This is a genomic window from Brevibacillus brevis NBRC 100599, assembly GCF_000010165.1.
Taxonomy (GTDB): domain Bacteria; phylum Bacillota; class Bacilli; order Brevibacillales; family Brevibacillaceae; genus Brevibacillus; species Brevibacillus brevis_D.
Genome location: NC_012491.1, coordinates 851488 through 875000, shown reverse-complemented (window position 1 = coordinate 875000; position 23513 = coordinate 851488). Strand labels below are relative to the sequence as shown.

Here is a 23513-nt window from a genome sequence, read left to right as displayed (position 1 = left end):
TAAAAGGGCAGTATATCATCGATTGATTGCAATGAGGCGTAAGACAACATGAGCAGGGCTTTCATCTGTTTTCGCAACTCCTTTTGGCTATTCTACACGAGGACCTTGCTCTTGAACAAAAAAGACGACCCTGATCGTTCAGAAGTCGTCCGCTTGTTATTTCCGTATGTCGCTTATTTTTTCGCAGAAGGCATGACACCTTCTGGGATCGGGCACACATATGTTTGACCGCCCAGACGCTGTTTCAGCTCGGCTTTTGCCTGTTCGATCAGCTTTGGATTTTTCAGCATGTCAATCGCTGTAGAAGCCATGACTTTCCCCGCATGCAGCATCCCTTTATGTGCCATGGATGTCGCCCCGAGGGACACCCATTGCCAGGAATGCAGCGTGGAGCCATTCACATAGCACGCAGTTGTGCATTGTGCTGTTGGCGTAATCCAGCTCACATCCCCTACATCCGTGGAGCCGTTCAACGGGATTTTTGATCCGTCGTATGGATTGAGCCATGTCACCATGTCTGGAGCTGGCATGTCTGATGACTGTTTTTCCGAAGTGGCTAGTTCCTGCTTGGACAGTGTCGCACGTATTTCTTTTGCCAATTGCAGTTCCGCTTCATCATGCATAGGGACGCCCAGCTCCTGGAAGTTTTTGTACATGACCTCTTCGAGCAGTTTGTTTTGCACGAGGTTCGAGCACGCTTTGTCGAATACGATCTCTACCTCTGTTTCGGTCATGAGCGCAGCGCCTTGCGCAATTTTGCATACGCGCTCGTAAATCTCCTGTACTTGATCAACCTTTGGCGCACGTATGAGGTACAGCACCTCTGCTTTTGGTTGAACCACATTTGGCGACAAGCCGCCGGAGTTCGTGATGGCATAGTGAACACGTGCCTCCGGGATAATGTGCTCACGCAAGTAGTTCACACCGACGTTCATCAATTCGACCGCATCCAGTGCGCTTCGACCGAGATGTGGACTTGCTGCCGCATGGGCGCTCTTTCCTTTAAACTTGAAGTAGATTTGATAGTTCGCGAGTGAATCAGTGGACATGATGCTGTTATAGCCCATTGGGTGCCAGCAAAGTGCAAAGTCCACATCGTCAAACAATCCTGCTCGCGCCATAAACGCTTTCCCGGAGCCGCCTTCTTCCCCTGGGCAGCCGTAGTAACGAACAGTCCCCTTCATGTTGTTCTCTTCCATATACTCTTTCACGGCAATGGCTGCCGCAAGAGAAGCAGTACCGAGCAAGTTATGACCGCAGCCATGGCCGTTTGCACCTGCTACGAGAGGCTCTTCTTTAGTCTGACCTTTTTTCTGACTCATGCCCGACAAAGCATCGAATTCTCCCAAAATCGCCACGACAGGATTGCCACTGCCAAAGCTTCCGATGAAAGCCGTTTTGATCCCACCTACACCGAACTCAACCTTGAAGCCCTCTCCCTCGAGTGTTTGAGCTAGCAATTCAGCAGATTGATACTCTTCAAAACGCGTCTCCGCGAAAGCCCAAATCTGGTCGCTCACCTTGATGAAGGCATCTCGTTTTTTCTCAATCATTTCTGCAATTCGCTTGGTATGCATTCGCAAACATCCTCTCTGCCCTCGTTATCCACGTGGTCTTTCGCTCAGGTAGGAACGGTTTTACGTCAGCAATCGTCTGGCAATTCGGTTCAAAAGCGCTACGCTGCGTGGCAAAATCTCTTCTTGTATATCGAACTTCGGATGGTGGTGAGGCGCCGGGATATCCGTACCAATTGCCATGTACGTTCCTTTTCCGCCACGATCCTGAACGCGTTTAATCATAAAGCTGGCATCTTCACTGCCCATCGAGTTGTACTCGCCATGCTTAAAGGAATGGAAGCCTTCTACTTGTTTGGCTTCTTCCAGCGCCAGCTCTGCCACCTCCACATCGTAGTTGATCGGGATTGCTCCTCCGACGACCTCGATCTTGTAGTCGAGCTCATGCATAGCAGCACTGTGTGCAATGATGTTGCGTACACGGTTTTCTACTTCTTCATTTACTTCTTCGGTAATGGAGCGAGTCTCCACAACCATCTTGGCATAGGCCGGAATGATGTTCGCTGCTGTTCCGCCTTCTAGCACACCCACATTGATTCTTGTATCACCAGTGCTAAAGCGCGGAATCGCATGAATGTTCAACAGGGCGGTAGCCGCTCCGAGCAATGCATTTTTCCCTTGCTCTGGCCACGCACCAGCATGAGAAGAAACACCGTAGAAATGCGCCATCATTTTCGTGGTAGCCAAAAATCCATAGGAACCGCCGTGCACCTCACCTAGCGGCACATTGACACCCAAATGGTTACAGAAAATATAGTCAACATCATCCAAATGGCCTTTTTCCACGATCGCGTATGCACCGCGGACACCTTCTTCGGCTGGTTGGAAGATCAGTTTGAGCGTACCGGAAAAATCTCCTGCTGCAAGCGCTTCTGCCAATCCCAAGCCAATCGTGGTATGACCGTCGTGAGCGCAGGCATGCATGTTGCCTTCATAAAGGGAACGGAAGCCATTCGCTTGTGGAAAATGGTCTTGCTCCGTACTTTCTAAAACAGGCAGTGCGTCCATGTCAAAACGAAAAGCAACCGTTGGTCCAGGTGCCTTCCCTTTCTTCACACCAATCACTGCGGTATAGCCACCGCGCATTTTTCCAACGATTGCCGGGTTTGCACCGTCACGCAAAGCTCTTTCATACGCTGCCTCGAGAATTGCCTCGGAAGGCAAGCCCCGCCGGGAATCTCCATCGATTGCTTCTTGTCCGTATATGACCTCATAGCCGAGGGACGTCAAAATCTCTACTACCTTGGAAGCGGTACGGAACTCCGTAAAACCCACCTCTGGATGTCTATGAAAATCTCTTCGCAACGAAACCAGATCCAACATCGTTCAATTCCTCCTGTTAACTCTGGAGCATGTGTTTTTCCATGCCCAGGTGCGATAGGCAAGCTGTAGAAATATGAGAAGACTGGGAAATGATAATCCTTACAATATACGAATATTAAAAGACATTTTCGCTTAGTTGAATTATATTGTTGGGTCGCTGTTTTTTCAATAGGAGTTGTTTGAGTTATTGAAAAATAACGAACCTTCTAACTCGCTGGTGTGGTGGGGAGGAAACAGGAGAAAACGCTCAGATTCTAGGGCCACCCCCTGCGGGATTGACTGCACGACTCCATGCAAAAAGCGAAACCGCGTCCAAAGTAGTCCATTCAGGGTGTGTCTCAGAGGTGGACGCTAAGAGCGTGTTTCGCTTTTTGCATTGCGTCTCGGTCGGTGTCCCTAAGATCTTCGCTTTTTTCTCCTGTTTCCTCTACGAGCTTTTCCTGTTGAACGGGTTTTTAAAGCCTTAAAAGAATGAAGAATGTAGTCAGTTACGATAGAGAAGAATATTTCCAGACGTAGCGACTTGTGGAGTCCAACCGAGCGGAGAAGGGATTCGCGGGCAAAAGAAACGCAACCGTGCTCGCGCTACGTACCCGGCTACCACTTTTGCGTTTCCCCGCGAATCCCTTCGGAGCGGACAGTCCCAACCCTCAGCGGGACGGAGCACTGAGCCTAGTCTGGAAATATTCTTCTCCCCACCGTAGCCACGTAGCCACATAAAATGAAAAAACACCCGAAACCTCTCGTCGGGTGCCCTCATTTCTTTAACTGATAAAGCTTCTTCGGTCGTCCACGCACAGCCTGCTGCTCTTCCCCGCTGAACTCGGCCAAATCCACCTCGCACAAGCTGCCCATGATGCGCTGGGCATTTCGTACCGTCATTGACAAATGCGAAGCGATATCCGTCGTTGAAAACAACTTCCAGCCCATACGTTGAACCAACGCACGCAGCTTGTGATACGATTTGACACTAACATTGGCCCGGTTCAGCTTTTCCAACAGCTCGCGATCACTGGAGCGGAACGAATAGGCGAGCTCTTCTGTTTCTCCCACCGATTCCATCATGACGCCCTTATCCTGCACGACGACAATGCCCGCCCCCGGTCGTTCTTTTGCGTGCTGGATTGCTTTTCGCGCATTGTTTTCCGCTGAAAAAGCAGTGTCCCCAAAGCCTACCCCTACTGCAACCGGAACCTCTGCCTCCAAAGAGAGCTGTTCCACCGTATGTCGCAGCATTTCAATCTCTCGTTGAATCGCACCACGCGAACTGAAAATCTGGTATCGTCCGTTGCCATTTGCCAGCAGAGAGCCGTCCAGCCGATCGCAGAGCGCAAGCAGAATTTGTCTGATCTTCAGCTCCAGATGCTGCAAGTAAAAGCGCGTGCTGGTCCGCTCGGGAATCTTGTCAAACTGCTCCAGCTCAATGATCTCTACCCCAATTTGTGTGTCCTTAAAATAGGAGCTTTTCACCTTTTCGATGACGATTTTCATCGCCTGACGAATCTCCATTTTCGTCATGAGAACACGATAGACAGGAATGCCTTCCTCACGCAGCGCATGTTCAACTACAGAAAACGTGGTGAACGCTCCTTGTGTCTTGCCTTCACGCCACAGCGATACATGAAACTGCGTGATCGCATCGAGGTCAAAATGCTCGTCGTACGTAGTAACGTAAATCTCCTCGTCGGGTATGTCCAGCTCCGACATCGACTCTCGCAAATGCGTCCCTTCCGACTCGATCATGTCGATGGAGACACGGTTCACGGCTGTGTTTTGATCAATCGACATCTGAATGAAGCAACGATACAAATTCGAACCGTTCGGCGGGCAATACACGATATTGGCATCTGGGGTTAGCACCTTTTTTGCGATGGTAAACGGAACCGGCCCTGAGAAAAACCATCCGTTTAACTCTGGATGATGTTCCTGGACGATATTGCTCACTTCACGTACGTCTTCATAACGAAAGGGGACAAATTCGATTTCATGCTCAAATTCATTGGCGACCGCCAGTATCCGCTCCACCGAAGGAAATGGTCCTACAACACCGATTCTATACATAAGGGCGTTATCTCCTACCTCGTCATGATCGACACCTTTTCCTCATTCATATCATGTGCCGTTTTCTTTGTCTACTGGATGCCAAGCACGCTGCACTACGCTTGCTCCATGATTTGCCTAACCATTTGCTCGAGTGAAGCAGTAGGCTTGCCGATGATTCTCTCCAAATCCGTCGTCGTGCTACTCGCATCAATTTGCATCAAGAAGTGATACAGCCAACTTTCTGCAACAGGGTCCTCCCGATGCCTGATGGATTTCCCTGTCCGTGCCGCCAACACCTCAGCCAGCTCTACGAAATTCCAAGCTCGGGAAGCCGTAAGCTCGTAAGTCTGATTTTCGTGCCCCTCTGTGCTGATGACAGTGGCAGCAGCCAATGAAAGATCCTCGCGTGTCACTGTGTGAAAGCTCCACTTGCCAGGGTATGTAATGAGCTCTCCTGTTTCGATTGCCTGCTGAATACCAAATGCCGCAATCACATCACTGTAAAGTCCATTCCGCAGAAACGTATACGGTATCCCTGTCGTGCGAATGGCGTGTTCCGTAGCTAAATGAAGATGCGTGAGCGAGATATTTGCCTTTTCCAAAAAGGCAAAGCTGGTATACACCAGGTGAGTGATATTTGCTTTTTTCGCCGCTTCTATGACATGACTATGCTGTCGTACACGAACGGTATCATCCGTGTGCGGGCTAGAAATAAACAAAAGCTTCGAGCCGCCCGCAAAAGAGCGTTCCAGAGACAGAGGGTCATCATAATCCGCCTGTCTTACCTCGATTCCCAATTCTCTTAACTGTATCGCTTTGTCCAGTCTGTGCACACAGGCAATGAGGCGTTCTCTTTCCACCCTTTTTAAAAGCTGCTCGATAATCAAGCTCCCTAGTTTGCCCGTTGCTCCTGTGATGAGGATTGACATGCTTTTGCCCCCTTTTCCCTGCGGCCCAAAGTTCATTTCACACATTGCCTTATTTTCTCTATTGAACACTCCCTCCACCTACGCTACCGCTTAGAGGTGGGGGATTCTTGGGTAGTCACTTCTACTGAAGTGAAGTCAGCCAAGCTATCCCTGTCGTCCCGACAGTTAAGTTGTTTCTCACAACAAGCGAAGTCCTTCACACTCGATATTGATGGCGGCATTCTCGTCACGGTCATGCAGTGTCCCACAGTGGGAACATGTCCATGCACGTAAGTTCAGGTTCTTAACGTCTGTGTTACGATTCCCGCAGTTGGGAGTGGAGCAGAGTTGGCTGGAAGGAAATTGTTTCCCTACAAAAGAGATCGTTCGTCCATACCATTCAGCTTTGTAGACAAGCATGTCACGAAAGGTGGACCATGACGCATCCGCCATACTTTTGGCCAGCTTGTGATTCTTGATCAGGTTACTCACTTGCAAATCCTCCAAACAGATTACTTGGTTTTCGCGAATCAGTCTGGTGGACAGTTTCTGTAAGAAGTCTTTTCGGGTGTTGGCTACTTTTTCATGCCAGATGGCTACTTTTCTTCTCGCTTTTTCATGATTGTTCCCGCCTCTCTGCCTGCGGGACAGTTTCTTTTGCCATTGAATCAGTTTCTTTTCATACAAGCGAAGGTACTTAGGATTGCGGATCTTTTCCCCCGTGGAAAATGTAGCAAAATCTTTGAGACCGAGGTCGATGCCAATGCTTTTCTTTTTATCCACTTGAACATACGAAGAGTAAGGGACTTCACAAAGCACCGAAACAAAATATTTCCCAGTTGGATTCTTCGCACCGTGACGTTTAGAATCCGCCCTTCTACTTCTCTGGATTTGGCAAATTTCACCCAGCCAAGCTTCGGCAGTCTGATTTGGTTCCTGTTGATCCGGATGTTTCCATTCGTATGTATCGTCGTATACGAATGGACTTGATTCTTTTTGCTTTTGAAACGCGGCGCTTCATTTTGTTTCTTGAGAAATCGTATGAATCCATCTGCGAGGTTTTGAAGGGAGGATTGAATAGCGGTGCTATCCACTTCTTGGAGCTAGGGAAATTCCTTTTTTAACGGTGGTAGTTGAGCCGAACATGAGTGGTAGGTTAACCCCTTGCCCGTTTGTTTGTAGGTTTCGTTCCACCGAGCAAGAAATCGATTGAACACAAAGCGGCTGCAACCCAATGTTTTCGAGATGAGTACAGCTTGTTCATGCGTGGTAAAAATGCGAAACCGGAACGCTTCTTTACATAGCACAATATTCACCTCCTCCTAGGAGGAGTTTACCACATCAAGAACGTACGTTCTATATCTATTGCATGATTTTTCCAATAGTACAAAGGCGACTGAGAAAGCAGTCGTTCTTTCTTTGCATTGCCGATTCATCTCCCACTTTCGCCAAGCGATGCAAGACGTAGAAGTGGGAGTCTTCTCGACTTATTATGATAAAATTAAAAAGAACTGATGGTTATATACACCTTATCCATCAGTTCTTTCTCTCATGTTTTATACGACTTCTAGCGATTCAAGTTTTTAATGTACATGCCAGCAGCCACTTCTCGCTCGTAAACCCATCCTGGCGGAACAGGTGAATATTTGCTTACTAATAATACGGTGCCATAAGGAGCTCCAACGACATTCATGATCGTCTTGCTATCATAATTTTCTCGCGATACAACCCATCCAGTTGGAATGGGGGAGAACTTGGTCACATTGAACTCCGTACGATAAGATGCTCCTATTACATATTTGATCACTCGACCATCTACTTCATCTCTTAAAACTACCCATCCCGCTGGAACGGGAGAATATTTGCTAACTCGTAATTCCGCACCATAGGGAGCACCTGCTGTATTTTTAATGAGCTTGGAACCGAGATCTTCACGAATGACCACCCAACCTGCCGGGACAGCAGCAGATTTTCGAATCCATTCCTCCTGTGAGCTCCATCTAGCAGAAACGGATGAATGTTCTCTCTGCGCATCAACACTAGATGATGTGTTTGCGGCTTGAATCGGAGACGTTAGCACTGCGGAAAATACGGCTACACTCAATGCTGAAAAAACCATTTTCTTGAACAAAGTGATTCCCACCTCTCCTGTCATTAAAATCTACCAGAATATACCATAATTTTAAAAACGAGTAAATTTTTAAGAAAAATCTATCAATTCCTCTTGTTATTCCTATTCTATCAACGACATAAATAAATATTTTTTATCGAGAAACTAAAAAAATTCCTTTGCTATTGAAAACACTAGCAAATATTCTGAATATACGTTTTCTATCATTTTTAGGGGGGTATTTATGAAAAAGGGACTGGCAATTGCAACCTGTCTTACCTTGCTTTTCGGGGTACTAGCGGGGTGCTCGAACTCTTCCGCACCTGCTGAACCCACTGGCTCCACTACACCTGCAGAAGCGACAAAAGCAGAGCCGATGGTGTTAAAATGGAGTATTAACAGCGAGCCTCCTTCGATGGACCCTGGGATCGCCGTCGACGCGGATTCGTTTGACATGATTTATGCTGCCTTTGAGGGCTTGACCAGCTATGATCTGAATGGGCAACTCGTCAATGCAACGGCTGAGAGCTTTACCAACTCGCCGGATTACATGAACTACACCTTCAAAATTCGCAAGGACGCCAAATGGAGCAACGGAGACGCCGTCACCGCCCATGACTTCGTCTATGCGATCAAACGCAACCTCGATCCGAAAACAGCGTCTGAGTATGCCTATCAGCTTTATTACATTAAAGGAGGAGAGGAGTACAATACGGGAAAAGGCAAAGCAGAGGATGTAGGCGTCAAGGCTGTAGACGACTACACCGTCGAATTCAACTTGAAGTCACCCACTCCGTTTTTCCGTGAGCTAACCTTCTTCCCGACCCTCTTCCCGTTGCATCAAAAAACGCTGGAAGGAAACCCGAAATGGGCGAATGAAGCGAAAACCATCGTGGGAAATGGTCCATTCATCATGGACAAGTGGGAGCATAAAAGCAGAATCGTCTTTACGAAAAACCCGAACTACTGGGACAAAGACAACGTCAAGCTCGACCGAATCGAAATTGCTATGATCGAGGACAACAATACAGCGTTCTCCATGTTTGAAAATGGCGACATCGACTGGGGCGGCTATCCTGCCTCAACACTTCCGACCGACGCAATCCCTACACTCAAAGATGCAGGCAAGCTGATGGTCGCGGATAATCCCGGCACGCAATCCGTTGTTTTTAATACAAACAAACCACCGTTCAACAACAAAAAAATTCGCCAAGCGTTCGCTTATGCCATCAACCGTCAGGAAATCATCGACAATATTTTGCAGACGGGTGTTCCAGCCGCTTATGGTTGGGTACCGACTTCCATGGGATTAAAACCAGACGGCTACTTTAAAGAAGACCAGGCGAAAGCCAAAGCATTACTGGATGAAGGTATGAAGGAGCTCGGACTCTCGACCTTCCCGACCGTTACCTACACGTTTGACACGAATGATACCAATAAAAAACTGGCAGAAGCCCTGCAAGATCAGTGGAAAAAAGCACTCGGTGTTGACGTCAAGCTGTACACAGCGGAGCTGAAGGTGTACCGCGACATGAGATCGCAAGCGAACTTTGACATGATCCGTTTCCAATGGGGCGCAGACTTCAACGACCCGATCAACTTCCTGGAGATGTTCCGCGATAAAACGGGCGGAAACAACCACCCGGATTGGGAAAATGCCAAGTTTAAAGAGCTGATCGACAAGAGCTACAACGAGCCTGATCTGGATGCGCGGAAAAAAATCCTGTTAGAAGCGGAAACGATTCTTATGGAGGAAATGCCGTTGGCTCCAATCAACTTCCGTGGAAGCCCTTATGTGAAAAACGATAAGGTGAAGGATTTCATCATCTTCCCGCTTGGTGGTGCTTACTTCAAGTACACCTCAATTACTCAATAGGGCAGGTTTTGTGCGAACATAGTGGTGGGGAAGAGAAAAACGGGCTTCCTCCGTTCGTGGCACGCCAACGAGGAAGCGGAGATATCCGTCTCCACTCCAAAAAGCGGTACGTCGACCAAAAGCCACCCGATGGGCGGAAGCTTCTCAGGGAAGAGGTTGGTCGACAAGCGTGTACCGCTTTTTTCCGTTTCGACTAGGTAGGCGTGCCAAGGCCTCCGGTCGCTCCGTTTTTCTCTTCCTCTCCGAAACCTTTGTATTCACGAGTTTCTTGAAAACACATAACACAAATAAAACAGGCTGTACCTGTCTGGATAGACGGTACAGCCTGTTTTATTACATTTACACAGTCAGCGTTTTTTGGTCGTTTCCGTGGTAAGCATTGGTATCCAGTTCTTTCGTCACTCTGCTCGTCAAAAGTCCGGAGGTCATGCTTCCGCTTACGTTTAGCGCTGTGCGGCCCATGTCAATTAGTGGCTCAACGGAGATGAGCAGACCGACAATGGCAATTGGCAAATTCATCGTGGACAAGACGAGCAGTGCTGCAAAGGTCGCCCCGCCCCCTACGCCTGCAACCCCGAAGGAGCTGAGTGCCACAACTGCGATCAGTGTCAGGATGAAAGATGGTGTCAGCGGATCAATTCCTGCGATAGGTGCTACCATGACAGCCAGCATGGCTGGATACGTACCTGCGCAACCGTTTTGTCCGATGGAGAGTCCAAAGGAGCCTGCGAAGTTGGCAATTCCTTCAGGAACTCCCATGCTTTGCTGCGTTTTTACATTCAGCGGCAGCGCACCCGCGCTCGTACGTGAAGTGAAGGCGAATGTCAGGACAGGGAATGCTTTTTTCACATAGGTGATTGGATTCAATCCTGCAAACGTCAACAGCAACAAATGAATGATAAACATGATGATCAGCGCCACATACGATGCGACAACGAACTTGCCCAGCTGCCAGATGGCATTGTAATCGCTGGTAGCTGCGACTCTGATCATGATTGCCAGTACACCATATGGCGTCAGGCGCAAGATCAATGTCACGATACGCATAGTGATGGCATGGAATGCGTCCACGATTTTCGCAAACAATTCAGCTTGCTCCGGATTTTTGCGTTTTACCCCTAAATACGCAACACCGATAATCGCAGAGAAAATCACGACGGCAATCGTGGAAGTCGCCCGATCTCCAGTTAGATCGAGGAACGGATTCGCAGGAAGCAGCTCCAGGATTTTCGCTGGCATGCTCAAATTCTGGATATCACCCAAGCGCTGCTCTACCTGTTCGATCCGAGCGGATTCCGCATCCCCCTGCTGGAATTGTGCGCCATCGAGATTAAATGCCAAGGTAGTCGAAATCCCGATTGCTGCCGCGACAGCAGTCGTCGCTACCAAAAGTCCGATAATCAGTGTACTGATTTTTCCAATGTTATTGGTTAGTTTCATTTTGGTGAAAGCCGATAAAATAGATATGAATACCAGTGGCATTACGATCATTTGAAGCAGCTTCACATAGCCTTTCCCTACAATGTTGTACCATTCGATGGTGGATTTGAGTACGTCCGATTTGGCTCCGTATATGTATTGCAAAATGAGTCCAAATAAAATCCCGAGTCCGAGGCCGACAAATACCCGCTTGGAAAAAGAAATATGCTTCTTTTGCATGGCGTACAATCCAGTAATGAATAAGAGCAACAAAACAATGTTTACGATGATCAATAACGTTGACATATATTCCCCTCCCTTTCGTTCTATGTACCTCTCATTATTGTATTCGGTATAGATATAGTTATATTACCAACAATCCCTACTGGTCAAGTATGAATTGTATTTGTATTATTCCAAACTGTCTTATAGAGGTACATAAATGTCCAGCTGTAGTGGTGGGGAGGAAACAGGAGAAAACGCTCAGCTTCTAGGGCCACCCCCTGGGGGATTGACTGCCCGACTCCATGCAAAAAGCGAAACCGCGTCCAAAGTGGTCTCTTCCTCGAAGTTATTTCAGAGGTGGACGCTTAAGAGCGTGTTTCGCTTTTTGCATTGCGTCTCAGTCGGTGTCCCTAAGATCTTCGCTTATTTCTCCTGTTTCCTCTGCGAGCTATCTGTTCTAAACGAGTTTTTAATGCCTTAAAAGATTGAAGAATGCACTCTCGTTACGCTAGAGAAGAATATTTCCAGACGTAGCGAATTGTGAAGTCCTACCGAGCGGAGAAGGGATTCGCGGGAAATAGAAACGCAACCGTGCCCATACGACGTAGCGGCTACCACTTTTGCGTTTCCCCGCGAATCCCTTCGGAGCGGGCAGTCTTGACCCCCAGCGGGACGGAGCACTGAAGCCTAGACTGGAAATATTCTTCTCCCCACCGCAGCCACATATAAAGTAACCAAATCGAGTAGGAGGGAGTGACTAACTCCCGTCCTCTCACACCACCGTACGTACCGTCCGGTATACGGCGGTTCATCAAGCTTGACGAAGAACAGAATATCGTTGTACTAAACTTTTCAGCCCTTGTTGTTGCCAGTATGCAACTCCGAGGGCTTTGTGTATTTGAGGAGTCTTTGTGGAACGCCACGCACCCTTTCGGGTGTTTGCAATTTCTATTGCTTGGACGTGTGATAAACCCAGAGAACGAAGTTCTCGATATCGGGTTTTTATTCGCTTCCACTGAGACCACAAGCAAAGTCGGAGTCTGCGCCGTATCCATTCTTCGATGGATTGTAGAATTTTCTTTGCATCTGCAAGGGCGAAATATCCAACCCATCCCATGAGATACTGGTTTAGCTTCCCAATCCTTTCATCCATAGAGATGCTCCATACCGGATTTGTGATGAAGCGGATTTTCTCTTTCAACTTCAGAAGTGATTTTGGATGAAGCCGAATCCTTGCTTGCTTTGCGTTAGTGAAACTGAAACCGAGGAACTTACGTTTCCAAGGTCGATCCACTGCACTTTTCTGCTCATTTACTTTTAGCTTAAGTACCTTCTCCAAGTAGTTTTGGATACTCTCTTTTACCCGTTCTCCCGCCCGCTTTGTTTTCACGTAGATGTTGCTATCGTCTGCATATCTACAAAAGCGATGTCCTCTCTTTTCCAGCTCTTTATCCAAGTCGTCAAGCAGGATGTTCGCCAATAACGGACTAAGCGGGCCACCTTGTGGTGTGCCTTCTACTGCCGAGAGGCAGACTCCATTGATCATGATGCCTGCTTGTAAGTATGCGCGAATAAGTTTCAACAAAGCTTTGTCTTTTACTTTTCGGGCAACCCGACTCATTAAAATATCGTGATTTACCCGGTCGAAGAATTTCTCTAAGTCCATATCTACGACAAAGCGATATCCTTCGGAAATATAAGATTGTGCCTGTCTCATAGCGTCATGCGCACTGCGATTCGGTCGGAATCCGAAACTCGATTCTGAAAAGTGGGGATCGAATATGGGAGTAAGAACTTGGAGAATGGCTTGTTGGATTAAGCGATCTATCACGGTAGGAATACCTAATAACCTTACCCCTCCGTCAGTTTTCGGGATTTCGACTCTGCGGACAGGGGAAGGTTTATAGGTTCCTTTCATAATCTGTTCTTTAATGGTTAACCAGTGTTCACGGATATAATCGCGCAGTTGTTCGGTTGAAACACTGTCGATTCCCGCCGATCCTTTGTTTCTCTCCACTCTTTCGAGCGCCACTAATAGATTTTCCCGTGATAGGACTTTCTCCAACAACTCCATGACGATACCCTTTCCTTCGCACGCATCCTTCTAGTCTTGTCGGTCAATACTCAGCCCTCTCTTGTACCCTCAGGGCTTCACCCTTATTCTCCAAGAGTAGTTCCTTACGGAATTCTGCTTCACAGTATGATCACGAACTTAATGTTCAGCCCTTCCCCGTTCAAGCGTCCTTTATTTGGGTACTATGGCTTCTGCTGACTTCTGCATGTTCAGCGACTCCTTACGGAGACGGTTACCAACATTTGAAGGCACTTCATGCAGACCTCCCCAGGTAAGAGCGATAACTTTCATCCCATGTACCTGCCCAAGTTTACTGCTGTATTCCTTGGCTGTATAGGGCTTCGTCTTGTTCAGCAGACTCGCCCGAATACAACAGCCTCAAATTGGATTCGTGTACCTCAGGTCGGGACTTTGCCGCCGGCTTCCTCCAGATTCCACCTCACGGTAGACACCCTTGCCTTGAGCTAACGGTTGGTACAGCCAACCCCCGTTCGGGACTTACACCCTAGAGTTATCGCCCATGCTGGGCGCACTGAAAAAACCAGGAACCGCCCATTTGGGCGATCCCTGGTTCGTTATAATACGAAATCATTTCGCTTATTTTAATTGCTTCACCACCAAACACCACAACCAAGTGATGACGACCGCACCAATGGCTCCGGCAATGACGTTGAAGCCTGCCCACATCCACAGCCAATCACCCAGTACCAAATCGCCCAGCCAGCTACCCAAAAGAGCAGCAATGAGCGAAGCCCACCAGCCTGATCCTGTCGCTTTTCCTTTACAGATCAAGCTCATTGCCCACCAAACGACCACACCGACGACAGCCCATACGAACCAGAACATTCGTACACACTCCCTCTCTCATGATGGTGACGCTTACATTAGGGCCAAAATAATGACTAGTTATCTGTTACCATCATATTGAACAAAAGAGAAAGTGTGCATAGGCATTTAATTGGTATACAGTTCCGCGCGGCGGTTAGCTACACTTGGCAATTTGCCCCGTACTCGTTCAATCCGACTTACATCCAGTTCTGTGACCAATAACGTTTCTTCTTCCCCTGCACTTGCTATCACGACACCCATCGGATCGACGAACATGCTGCGTCCGGCAAAAATATTTCCGACCTGATCAGCCGCACATACGAACATTGTGTTTTCAATAGCACGCGCACGAACTAGCGTCTCCCAGTGATCCTCTTTCATCGCTCCCGCTACCCAGCCTGCTGGCACAAACAAAATATCGGCACCCTGTAACGCAAACTGTCTCGCGATTTCCGGGAAGCGCACCTCGTAGCATACCATCAGCCCGATTTTGCCAAATTCCGTTTCCACCACTTGATACGGATTATCCCCAGGCGCGATGAAGTCCGATTCTGTGTAGGAAAAGGCATCGTACAAATGTGTCTTGCGATACGCATGTAGCAGCTGACCTTCACGCCCTAGAAAAACGGTCGTATTGTAGGCACGATTCTCATCACCCTCGATGGATTCGAACACACCACAAACCACATAAACTCCGTGCTCCGAAGCGAGCTCTGCCAAGCCGGAAACGAATGGACCATCCAGCTTTTCCGCTACCTCTGCTGGGGTTACTCCCGACTTTGGCGTGGCAGGTGCGCTGTACATTTCAGGCAAGATTACAAAATCAGCCCCTGCTGCTTTTGCTTTTGCAATGTAATCGGCTGCTTTTTGCAAATTTTGCGTCTTATCCATCGTCGCTGTCAGTTGTGCAATGGCTACTTTCATGAATATCCCCGTCCTTCCTATTCATACAAAGCTCTCGTTTTCTTACTTGCTAGTATAACTGATTTTGACCGAGTTCCAAGTAAATATGCTTTACCAGCTGGACGTCTTGTATATAATGGACTTGTCATCTTGCGTACAAATTTTCACCCGATTGAAAGTAGGTGAGTCCATGTCCATCCGTATCAAGCTGCTGCTCTCTTACACAGGGATGCTAGTCATCAGCTTGCTGACGTTTTTTGTAGCCGCCAGCCTATTTACGATTGCGGCGACAGGTGATTTCAACAGCTTTCGCGATTTTTATAAAGTGCATTATCAGCTCAATCCGCTAACAGAACAAGAAGAGAACATTTTCCTTGAATTGAAATATCTCGCCAAGAATGAGCCGGATCAACTGCAAAACCAGGAGCTGCTTGCCGATTATGATTTTAAGCTCAAAACGGTACGAGCCGGCCTATATGTCCGCAGAGAGAGCAATCAAGTCTTTACCTCCCCAACCATCAATCAGCCCGAGCTGGAAAACAGCTTGCCGCCCTATGACTTGAACAACAACCAGATTCGTAACACGTTCAACATCGGCGAAAGATTTTATGCGTATGCCAAGTTTGACTTCAAGTTTTCGGATGGCGCAAAAGGCAGTGTTTTTGTAATCCGCGAACGCAGTCCATTTGGTGAGGTGATCCGCAAACTGCTGCCGATGCTCGTGTTCCTCCTCCTCGGCGTCCTTGTCATCGCAAACGTCTTGCTGTACCGCTGGATTACTCGCAGCGTCGTCAAGCCGCTCGATTTACTGCGCCATTCAGCTGAGAACATCAAGGAAGGCAATCTGGACTTTGAGCTCCATCTGTACACGAAGGACGAGATTGGACAACTGAACGAAGCGTTCGAAAACATGCGCAAACGATTGCAGGAATCAGTGGGACTGCGCCTTGCGGACGAAGAAAGTCGCAAAGAGTTGATCTCCAACATCTCGCATGATTTACGTACACCGATTACCAATATCAAGGGCTACATCGAGGGGATCCGCGATGGCGTAGCTGATACCCCGGAGAAAATGGACAAGTACGTCAACATCATTTACTCCAAGGCAGTAGACCTCGACTTGCTCGTTGATGAGCTGTTTCTCTACTCCAAGCTCGATCTGAAGCAAGTGCCCTTTACATTTGAACATGTAGATATCGTCCAGTTTTTGGATGACTGCATCGACGAGCTGCACTACGATCTGGAAAAGAAGGGCATTACGATTCAGTGGAATCAACGCACAGCAGAAGGCACCCTGGTCATCGCCGATCTGGAAAAAATCAAGCGCACCGTCTTAAACATCATTGGCAACTCGCAAAAATACATGGATAAACCTGAAAAAGTCATCTGTGTCTCGGTTCAAGCGGACGCTCATTGGGCTACCATTGAAATAAAAGACAACGGCATCGGAATTCCGCAAGAAGCCATTCCTCACCTGTTCGAACGCTTTTATCGGGTGGAGCAATCCCGTAATTCTTCTACAGGCGGTAGCGGTCTCGGACTCTCCATCGCGCGCCAGATCGTCGAGGGTCACGGCGGAAAAATTTGGGTAGAGAGCAAGCAAGGTGTAGGTACCAGCGTGTTCTTTACGCTAAAACGTACCCACAAACAATAGGAGGTGCACATTCCCATGTCTTCACGTATCCTCATCATTGAAGATGAGACGACTATCGCTCAACTGGAGCGGGATTATTTTGAACTGAATGGCTTTCAGGTCGATTTATGCCACTCTGGCAGCGAAGGCTTGCCCCTTGCCATCAATGGCGACTACAGTTTGATCATCGTTGATTTGCAGCTTCCGGGTATGGACGGCTTCGAATTGTGCAGCCAGATCAGACAAGTCAAGGAAGTGCCGATTCTGATCGTCTCCGCCAAAAAAGAAGAGATCGATAAAATCCGCGCCTTTAATCTCGGTGCGGATGACTATATTACAAAGCCGTTTAGCCCCAGCGAATTGGTTGCCAGAGCCAAAGCCCATCTGACAAGATATGAGCGTTTGACAGCCCGACAAGCTGAGCCATCGAACGCAGAGATTCACATTCGCGGCCTCGTCATCGACAAAGTCTCCCGAAGAGTCTACGTACGCAATCAGGAAGTTATTTTCACGACAAGAGAATTCAATCTGCTTGAATTTCTAGCGACTCACCCGAATCGGGTTTTTAACAAAAACGAGCTGTTCGAACGAATCTGGGGTATGGATTCCAGCGGAGATATCGCCACCGTTACGGTGCACATTCGCAAGCTGCGGGAAAAGATCGAAGTCGATCCATCCAATCCGCAGTACATCGAGACGGTCTGGGGTGCCGGTTACCGATTTACTGTCTAAAGGTGAATACCATGATCATCACAAAAACCTTCAGCGAAAACGAAGACGGATTTTCCGCTCTACGTCAAAGCTGGAGGTTTTTTCACTTGTTATGCACAATTGTATGTTTTTACATTTTTTACATAGTAAACTATTGCCAATCAATTGTGTGTGATATCATTAAAAAAATAAAAAACGATAAATTTTTTTAGGGGGCATCCAATGCTTATGGAAGTCGGAGATTTACTCCATGCCTACCGACAACGGAGAAATATATCGTTGAGTGAGCTTGCAGAGCGTATAGACATTAGTAAGGCAGCACTTTCCAAAATTGAATCAGGGGAAACAAAGCGACCAGGGTTTTCCCAATGGAAAAAGATCGCAAGTGCTCTCAATATTCCGCATGTCGACGTAATCACCGCATATCTGGACACCACGGAAAGACCTGTGACACTTCAATTACTGCTGAAAGAGGCGCTTGAACTTAATTACCCGCCAGTGGTGCAGCTGGTAGCTCTGAAGCTACTGGAAACGCCAAAAATGGACACTTTTCTAGCGCTCGATCATCTTCTACAGGCGACTAATGACGCGAAGGATCAAGGCGTCACGCTGACCCTATATAATGTGATGATTGATTATGCGAGGAAACACGGCGTTCCGTTCTATCTAGGAAAGGGACTCTACGAGCGATATATGCTTGAAAGGGACGATTTCTCGCGATTTGAAGAAACCTACCGCCGAGGAAAGGAATTGCTGCACTACATTGATCTGCTATCGCCGATTGAACGCATTACCTTTTACTATCGAATGGGAACGCACGCGTATATCTTAGGCTACTACGGGGAGAGTATCGAATTTTGCGGGAAAGGGATTCGCGAAGACGGTACGGACAATAAGCCCAAAGCCTCGGCCCTCATTTCAATTGTCAATTCATACTTGAGTCTGGGCGATCTGATCCTAGCTGAACTGTATCTAAAAGAGTATGAAGATAGTGAATACGCAGACTATCGAAAGATTCATCTGCGAGCGCTTCTACACGCGAAACAGGGAAAGCACGAGGATGCAATGAGATTGTACGAGCTGTGCCTCGCAGACGCAGGGAAGGATAGCCGCGTGACCATTGTCAGCGATCTTTTAGAGGTCTATCTGGAAAGTGGCAATGATGCTCTTATAAAAAAGCTAATCGACTCCGAGGATCAATTTTTACCTTCAGACGTTCTCGCCCATCCGTACCGGATTAAACAGGCTGCGCGATACTACAAGCGAAAAGGCGTGAGTCAGCTCGCGATTGGACACATTGAAGAAGGATTCGATAGCCTGCTGCAAAGTATCAGCTACTATCGACAGCTAGGTGCGTCCGACAAAGTTATAGAGGGTGTGGGACTCTTCCTAAAACATCATCGGCTACAACAAAAGGTTTTTTCGTTTGAAGACATGGAAATTATTGAGAAATTCTGCCATAATGAGGGTATCTATAAATAAGGGAGGGATAGCCTGTGAAAAAGAAACTACTTGTACTCACGTTTGCTTTCCTTTTCACCGTAACGCCACTGTTAACACCGAATCTTAGTGAAAACAAAGTAATACTTAACGGTGCAGAACCTGATTGGTAGAGCGCTTCTAGTAGTCGTCTGTCCCTGCAATGAAATCACTCTTGTTGCGGAAGAATTACATATTTGGGGATTAGTACAAACAAATGATTTGCTAGAATTGCCGCCCTTTCATGCAAAAGCACGAAAAAGAAGGGATACCATTCCGGTTATTCTCTTGATGAAGAGTTGAAGAAGGCTCCTTCTCGTTTAACAGTGAAGATGCGGAAGTTCTGGTTTTCAAATTCGAACATGGGATTACGAAAAGGAAAAATAAATACCGTTAATTTATTCAGGAGAGGCAGCGAAAGCTGTCTCTTTTTTATGGGCTTGACGCCGTATAGTCAGTAAGAAAGTGGCCAATTTATCTTTTTTTAAGAACTTTTTTAGATTCTATTAATCTCTTGTTTCTTGGCAGTTTAGGTCTCTCGACTATCCTACAAGTAATCAAGCAACACCCACTCAACTGATCTAGAGGAGGACCAACTGATGAAAAAGTTTTCCAATAAAATCGCGATCATGATGCTCGCAACTGTTATGGGCACAGCATCCCTTCCTTACGCTGCACTGAATGTGCAAGCAGCTTCCACTCCCCTGAATGCTCAAGAAATTCAGCAAGCCGTTACTGAACTCTCCAAGCTGAAAGTCATGCAAGGCAGTAACATTCATAATCAAGTTACGCGTGCCGAGCTGGCAAAAATGGTCGCACACACCTTTGGCTTGCAAGGCGGCAAAACAGATAAATCCGTAACGTTTACGGATGTGAAAGCAAATGACTGGTTCTATAAATACGCGGTAGATCTGGTATCCCTCGATATCATGCAAGCAAAAGATGGCCATTTTGATCCACGTGGAACCGTGATAGATGCTGAATTCGTGCAAATCGTCGCAAAAGCGCTCAAGCGTGATGTGAAGTCGGTTAACTACTGGGCGGAACGCTTCTTCTCCGCAGACAGCAACGTTACTCGCGGTGAAGCCGCTTATCTGTTGAATGTGGCTCGCCAGGCAATCCCTTCTGATAAAGCGACCATCACGAGCGTACACGCCTTGAACGAAATTACATTGATTGTGACGTTCGATGCTCCGTTGACCGCAGAAAACGAAGCATTTGCCAAAGCAAAAGAAGACTTTGTCTTTAGCGATGGACTGACACTGACCAATATGCCACGTCTGAAAACAGGTTCTACCAATACCTACGTCGTGCCAACCTCTGTTCAAAAGCCAGGAATCACCTACAGCCTGACATACAAAGGGAAAAAGGCGGGCACATTCGCGGGCAACGCAACCAAGATCAACATGACAGAAGTGCGCCAAGTGACAAACGATACGTTTGAAGTCGAGTCCCTGCAAGCAAATGGTGTCATCGATTATGGATATGTCATCTCCGCCTACAGCGGAGGGCGCGGTGCAAATGCTTTGGTGCTGGATCAAAACAACGGTGCAAACGGCAAAACGTATCAAATCATTTCTTCCATGCAAGCAAGACAAGTGACCATTACACCAGAAGGCGGACAACCAATCGTAGCGAAATACGTGCCTTTCACACAATCAACAGACGGCAAGCAAGAAATTAAATTCCGTCTCCCAGAAGGCCAAGTCCTGACTCCGGGCGTTACGTTCACCATTACCTCCGACTGGGCGAATATCGCGAATCCAACCTTCGTCGCAAAAGAAATCGCTCCGCTCGAAATCAGCGAAGTCAAAGCAGTTAGTGAAACTTCTATCACCGTTTCCCTGACAGAGGACCCGGGAGACGAGCTGTTCTCCGGACGTAGCGTAGAACTCACTAGTGCAGATGGAGAAAAACTGCTGGCGACGTACAAATATTCCAGCCGCAAAGGTACCACAGGCGTGTTTGACATCCAGCAAGATGGTAAACTGAAAGCAGGTAACACATACACAGTAACACCTGTCGGCGATTGGGCTGGCAAATCTTCTGCCGAGCTGACTGTCGAGTAGTCTTTTTATGAGAGTTCAAAAAGTCGGCTTTTCAGCACCGAGAAAGTAACGTGAACCTGAAGAAGGAGGAGCGGAGTGTAGGAAACCTACATGAGCACACGACTTCGAAGGTGAACGTTACTTTCGATGCCGAGTTTGCTCTCAAAACTACTTCGTGATCAAAAGTCGATTTTTTGAACTACCTTATGGAAGAAACCAAGGATAGGATCGTCAGAACTCATCTGACCCCTATCCTTTTTCTTATTTTCTAGCCCAAAAGCCCCTGCAAAAATCAAAACTTTTCCTATATTTAGGCGTCTACTACTAGTAAATCATTCCATTATGCCTATACCATTTTGACAGGAGCCTGTTTTACATGACCGTCAGCTCGTATACATCGATTCTGGAAACGGATAAACGAATCCGAAAAGCTTCTCCTAACCTTGAAGCTAAGGTGGAGATGTACAAGCTCTTTCTCGCTTCTACAGACGCTATTGAAATCCACATCAATAACCTGACGCATCCATTAACTACCATTAGAATCTATGACATCCATCGAACAAAACTTGCAGAAGCTGAATATAGTCCGAACGCCCCCATCATCCTTCCGTTTTTTCCAAAGGAAGATGGTCTTTACTATGTACAGCTGACGATTGGGCCTGATCCAGACCCGCAGCACACCTATCAATTGCACGTGGATAAGTACAAACGCCTATCGGGGATCATGAATCAATCGGAGGAATTTACCGCAGAAAATGGCCCGTACATGATCGGACCAGAGGATGTCATCATAGCTGCTGGGACATCTATCAGCTTTGAAGCAGGGACATCCATCAATGTACGGTGTCAAAACAAGATCGTCGTCCAAAACGGTGCTTCTGTTTCTTTTCGCGGAGAACCAGACAAACCTGTCGTCGTCATCGGCGCCATTGACGATACAACCGCACACCGTTGGAATCAGCTTGTGTTATCTCACTCGGCTGAGGCAACCTTCCAGCACATCATTGTGCAATACGACAACGATGAAGACGGCGCGGACTTTTTGACCTCTGCAGCCCCTTTCGTTGCGATCGCCTCATCCGTTGAAGAATTCGAGTCAATGGTTGCCAAAGCGGACTATGTGGAGCGGGCCGCAGTCGTGTCTCCCTCTTCTCGCCTGGACTTCATCAAAACTTGGTTCCAGCAGTCCAGCCCTTATCGCTTTCATATTTTTGGCGATCTCTTGCCTGAGCTTTATTTCGGCATGGATGTCACCACTTTTGCTCGATGGGAAACGGATACGAAGCGGATTAACGAAGAACGAGTAGAAGCTGGTGAAATCAATTACTGGGATTTTGTTAACGGCAACTTCACTGCCGATTTAATAGAAGCAACGTTTCTGTTTGCCAATAATGAGAGTAGCCCGGAGCTACGAATTCAACGATTGATTGATTTTCTGATCATCGCGCAAAAATGGAGGAGAAAACACGGATGCTTCAGCCTGTTCGACATGCTCGATCCGTTCCACGATCACGACGAGGAATTTTACAAAACGTTTGAACAGATGTCGTCCGCCTTCTGGCTCGCGCACAATACGTCCATTATTCACTGGGATACTCTTTCACGAGAACTTGGCATTTGGCAAAAAGAAAGTTTCTTCGAACGACAATTCATCAACTCTGTCATGATTCGCCTGCACTTCGCAGCCGATCTGCCGTTCTCCCTTCCGGGGTATGGAAACAACATTCCACCTGTCGGCTTTTTGGGTATTTCCATTCACTTTGGCCCGTTCCGCTATCCAGAGGACTATCCGGCTCCCGGGCCTGAATTCGACGTCAATTACGGCGAACTCTCTACAGCTACCTATGTGAAATTTATGTTCGAATCGTTGCTCAATGGCAAAACGAATCCCGTCTACACGTGGTGGATACCTACGCAAGCGGATAAGGAGCTGTTTCGAACCTTGCAGGAAAAAGGCATATCACTGGATTCCCCTCCGGAAGATTGGGACCGCGAATTCGTGCAGCCTGCTAGAAAAACGCTGGAGGAGATTCGGGCATTCTACCTTAACCCAACTCTTCGAGAAGATAAAAGAACGATGTCTTCCAACTGTTGAGGTCGGGGGAAGCCATGGCACATGTTTTCCAGTCGCCTATATCCTCTCTTCGTTCGGGCGGTCTCCTTCCAAACATGTGCCATGACTTTCGAACAGCAGAGGATTATTTCGGGGGTTAGATCATTTTGTTAGTGATGTCTAGAAGTCTTTTGAGAGAGATGATCTTTTGTTTCATCGTATTGTGTAACCTGTAGAAAGTACTTCGATTTTCGATCTTTGAATTAATGTTCAGGGAAACACACAAAGCTGCGTGGAAAGAAGTGC

At 47.5% G+C, this 23513-nt stretch carries 16 protein-coding genes and 1 pseudogene (1 of these 17 running past the window's edge); 6 read left to right on the top strand and 11 right to left on the bottom strand.

Features of this window, described 5'->3' with window-relative positions; genetic code table 11:
* The 7 genes and pseudogenes from BBR47_RS04480 to BBR47_RS04450 form a co-directional block, all read right to left on the bottom strand.
* Positions 1-65: the 5' end (the start) of a ferrochelatase gene (locus BBR47_RS04480; protein ID WP_012684566.1), read on the bottom strand. Its footprint begins 859 nt before the window's first position; 65 of the gene's 924 nt are visible here — the first part of the coding sequence; it begins with the start codon at positions 63-65; the stop codon falls past the left edge of the window.
* Between the two features lie 108 nt (positions 66-173).
* Positions 174-1577, bottom strand: a complete 1404-nt coding sequence (locus BBR47_RS04475; RefSeq protein ID WP_041749246.1) for a M20 family metallopeptidase — start codon at positions 1575-1577, stop codon at positions 174-176.
* A gap of 60 nt (positions 1578-1637) precedes the next feature.
* Entirely contained in the window at positions 1638-2897 is a 1260-nt protein-coding gene (locus tag BBR47_RS04470) for an amidohydrolase (RefSeq protein WP_012684564.1), read from the bottom strand.
* Between the two features lie 756 nt (positions 2898-3653).
* Complete coding sequence (locus BBR47_RS04465; protein ID WP_012684563.1) at positions 3654-4958, bottom strand: hypothetical protein; 1305 nt, start codon at positions 4956-4958, stop codon at positions 3654-3656.
* 95 nt (positions 4959-5053) lie between these two features.
* On the bottom strand, positions 5054-5869 hold the full coding sequence (locus BBR47_RS04460; protein WP_012684562.1) for an SDR family oxidoreductase: 816 nt from the start codon (positions 5867-5869) through the stop codon (positions 5054-5056).
* A gap of 177 nt (positions 5870-6046) precedes the next feature.
* A pseudogene (gene tnpB, locus BBR47_RS30780) lies at positions 6047-7155 on the bottom strand (IS200/IS605 family element RNA-guided endonuclease TnpB).
* Between the two features lie 260 nt (positions 7156-7415).
* A complete protein-coding gene (locus tag BBR47_RS04450) occupies positions 7416-7979 on the bottom strand; it encodes a hypothetical protein (RefSeq protein ID WP_041749245.1) in 564 nt (187 codons plus the stop codon).
* Between the two features lie 223 nt (positions 7980-8202).
* Here BBR47_RS04450 and BBR47_RS04445 point away from each other — a divergent pair, with 223 nt between their 5' ends.
* Positions 8203-9834, top strand: coding sequence for a peptide ABC transporter substrate-binding protein (locus tag BBR47_RS04445; RefSeq protein WP_012684556.1), 1632 nt, complete (start codon positions 8203-8205; stop codon positions 9832-9834).
* 339 nt (positions 9835-10173) lie between these two features.
* On the opposite strand, the gene BBR47_RS04440 is transcribed toward BBR47_RS04445, so the two are convergent.
* The 4 genes from BBR47_RS04440 to BBR47_RS04425 form a co-directional block, all read right to left on the bottom strand.
* The gene (locus tag BBR47_RS04440) at positions 10174-11559 is read right to left on the bottom strand and encodes an L-cystine transporter (RefSeq protein ID WP_012684554.1); all 1386 of its coding nucleotides are present in this window, start codon (positions 11557-11559) and stop codon (positions 10174-10176) included.
* Positions 11560-12289: 730 nt separating this feature from the next.
* The gene (gene ltrA, locus BBR47_RS04435) at positions 12290-13552 is read right to left on the bottom strand and encodes a group II intron reverse transcriptase/maturase (protein ID WP_012684507.1); all 1263 of its coding nucleotides are present in this window, start codon (positions 13550-13552) and stop codon (positions 12290-12292) included.
* 597 nt (positions 13553-14149) lie between these two features.
* Positions 14150-14398, bottom strand: a complete 249-nt coding sequence (locus BBR47_RS04430) for a hypothetical protein (protein WP_012684553.1) — start codon at positions 14396-14398, stop codon at positions 14150-14152.
* A 108-nt stretch (positions 14399-14506) separates the two neighbouring features.
* Entirely contained in the window at positions 14507-15304 is a 798-nt protein-coding gene (locus BBR47_RS04425; RefSeq protein WP_012684552.1) for a carbon-nitrogen hydrolase family protein, read from the bottom strand.
* 169 nt (positions 15305-15473) lie between these two features.
* On the opposite strand from BBR47_RS04425, the gene BBR47_RS04420 reads away from it, so the two are divergent.
* The 5 genes from BBR47_RS04420 to BBR47_RS04400 all read left to right on the top strand — a co-directional run bounded on the left by BBR47_RS04420 (position 15474) and on the right by BBR47_RS04400 (position 23249).
* On the top strand, positions 15474-16937 hold the full coding sequence (locus BBR47_RS04420) for a sensor histidine kinase (protein WP_041749244.1): 1464 nt from the start codon (positions 15474-15476) through the stop codon (positions 16935-16937).
* 15 nt (positions 16938-16952) lie between these two features.
* Entirely contained in the window at positions 16953-17648 is a 696-nt protein-coding gene (locus BBR47_RS04415) for a response regulator transcription factor (protein WP_012684550.1), read from the top strand.
* A gap of 201 nt (positions 17649-17849) precedes the next feature.
* Complete coding sequence (locus BBR47_RS04410) at positions 17850-19109, top strand: helix-turn-helix domain-containing protein (RefSeq protein WP_012684549.1); 1260 nt, start codon at positions 17850-17852, stop codon at positions 19107-19109.
* A 596-nt stretch (positions 19110-19705) separates the two neighbouring features.
* Positions 19706-21175: an S-layer homology domain-containing protein gene (locus tag BBR47_RS04405; protein WP_012684548.1), complete on the top strand. Its 1470-nt coding sequence runs from the start codon at positions 19706-19708 to the stop codon at positions 21173-21175.
* 355 nt (positions 21176-21530) lie between these two features.
* On the top strand, positions 21531-23249 hold the full coding sequence (locus tag BBR47_RS04400; RefSeq protein ID WP_012684546.1) for a hypothetical protein: 1719 nt from the start codon (positions 21531-21533) through the stop codon (positions 23247-23249).
* The last annotated feature ends 264 nt before the right edge of the window (positions 23250-23513 follow it).

Bases quoted from the DNA above. Each gene is read 5' to 3' on its own strand.
- BBR47_RS04420 (WP_041749244.1), top strand. From the start codon at position 15,474: ATGTCCATCCGTATCAAGCTGCTGCTCTCTTACACAGGGATGCTAGTC.
- BBR47_RS04445 (WP_012684556.1), top strand. From the start codon at position 8,203: ATGAAAAAGGGACTGGCAATTGCAACCTGTCTTACCTTGCTTTTCGGG.
- BBR47_RS04440 (WP_012684554.1), bottom strand. From the start codon at position 11,559: ATGTCAACGTTATTGATCATCGTAAACATTGTTTTGTTGCTCTTATTC.
- BBR47_RS04425 (WP_012684552.1), bottom strand. From the start codon at position 15,304: ATGAAAGTAGCCATTGCACAACTGACAGCGACGATGGATAAGACGCAA.
- BBR47_RS04460 (WP_012684562.1), bottom strand. From the start codon at position 5,869: ATGTCAATCCTCATCACAGGAGCAACGGGCAAACTAGGGAGCTTGATT.
- BBR47_RS04470 (WP_012684564.1), bottom strand. From the start codon at position 2,897: ATGTTGGATCTGGTTTCGTTGCGAAGAGATTTTCATAGACATCCAGAG.
- ltrA (WP_012684507.1), bottom strand. From the start codon at position 13,552: ATGGAGTTGTTGGAGAAAGTCCTATCACGGGAAAATCTATTAGTGGCG.
- BBR47_RS04475 (WP_041749246.1), bottom strand. From the start codon at position 1,577: ATGCATACCAAGCGAATTGCAGAAATGATTGAGAAAAAACGAGATGCC.
- BBR47_RS04400 (WP_012684546.1), top strand. From the start codon at position 21,531: ATGACCGTCAGCTCGTATACATCGATTCTGGAAACGGATAAACGAATC.
- BBR47_RS04430 (WP_012684553.1), bottom strand. From the start codon at position 14,398: ATGTTCTGGTTCGTATGGGCTGTCGTCGGTGTGGTCGTTTGGTGGGCA.
- BBR47_RS04405 (WP_012684548.1), top strand. From the start codon at position 19,706: ATGAAAAAGTTTTCCAATAAAATCGCGATCATGATGCTCGCAACTGTT.
- BBR47_RS04415 (WP_012684550.1), top strand. From the start codon at position 16,953: ATGTCTTCACGTATCCTCATCATTGAAGATGAGACGACTATCGCTCAA.
- BBR47_RS04465 (WP_012684563.1), bottom strand. From the start codon at position 4,958: ATGTATAGAATCGGTGTTGTAGGACCATTTCCTTCGGTGGAGCGGATA.
- BBR47_RS04410 (WP_012684549.1), top strand. From the start codon at position 17,850: ATGCTTATGGAAGTCGGAGATTTACTCCATGCCTACCGACAACGGAGA.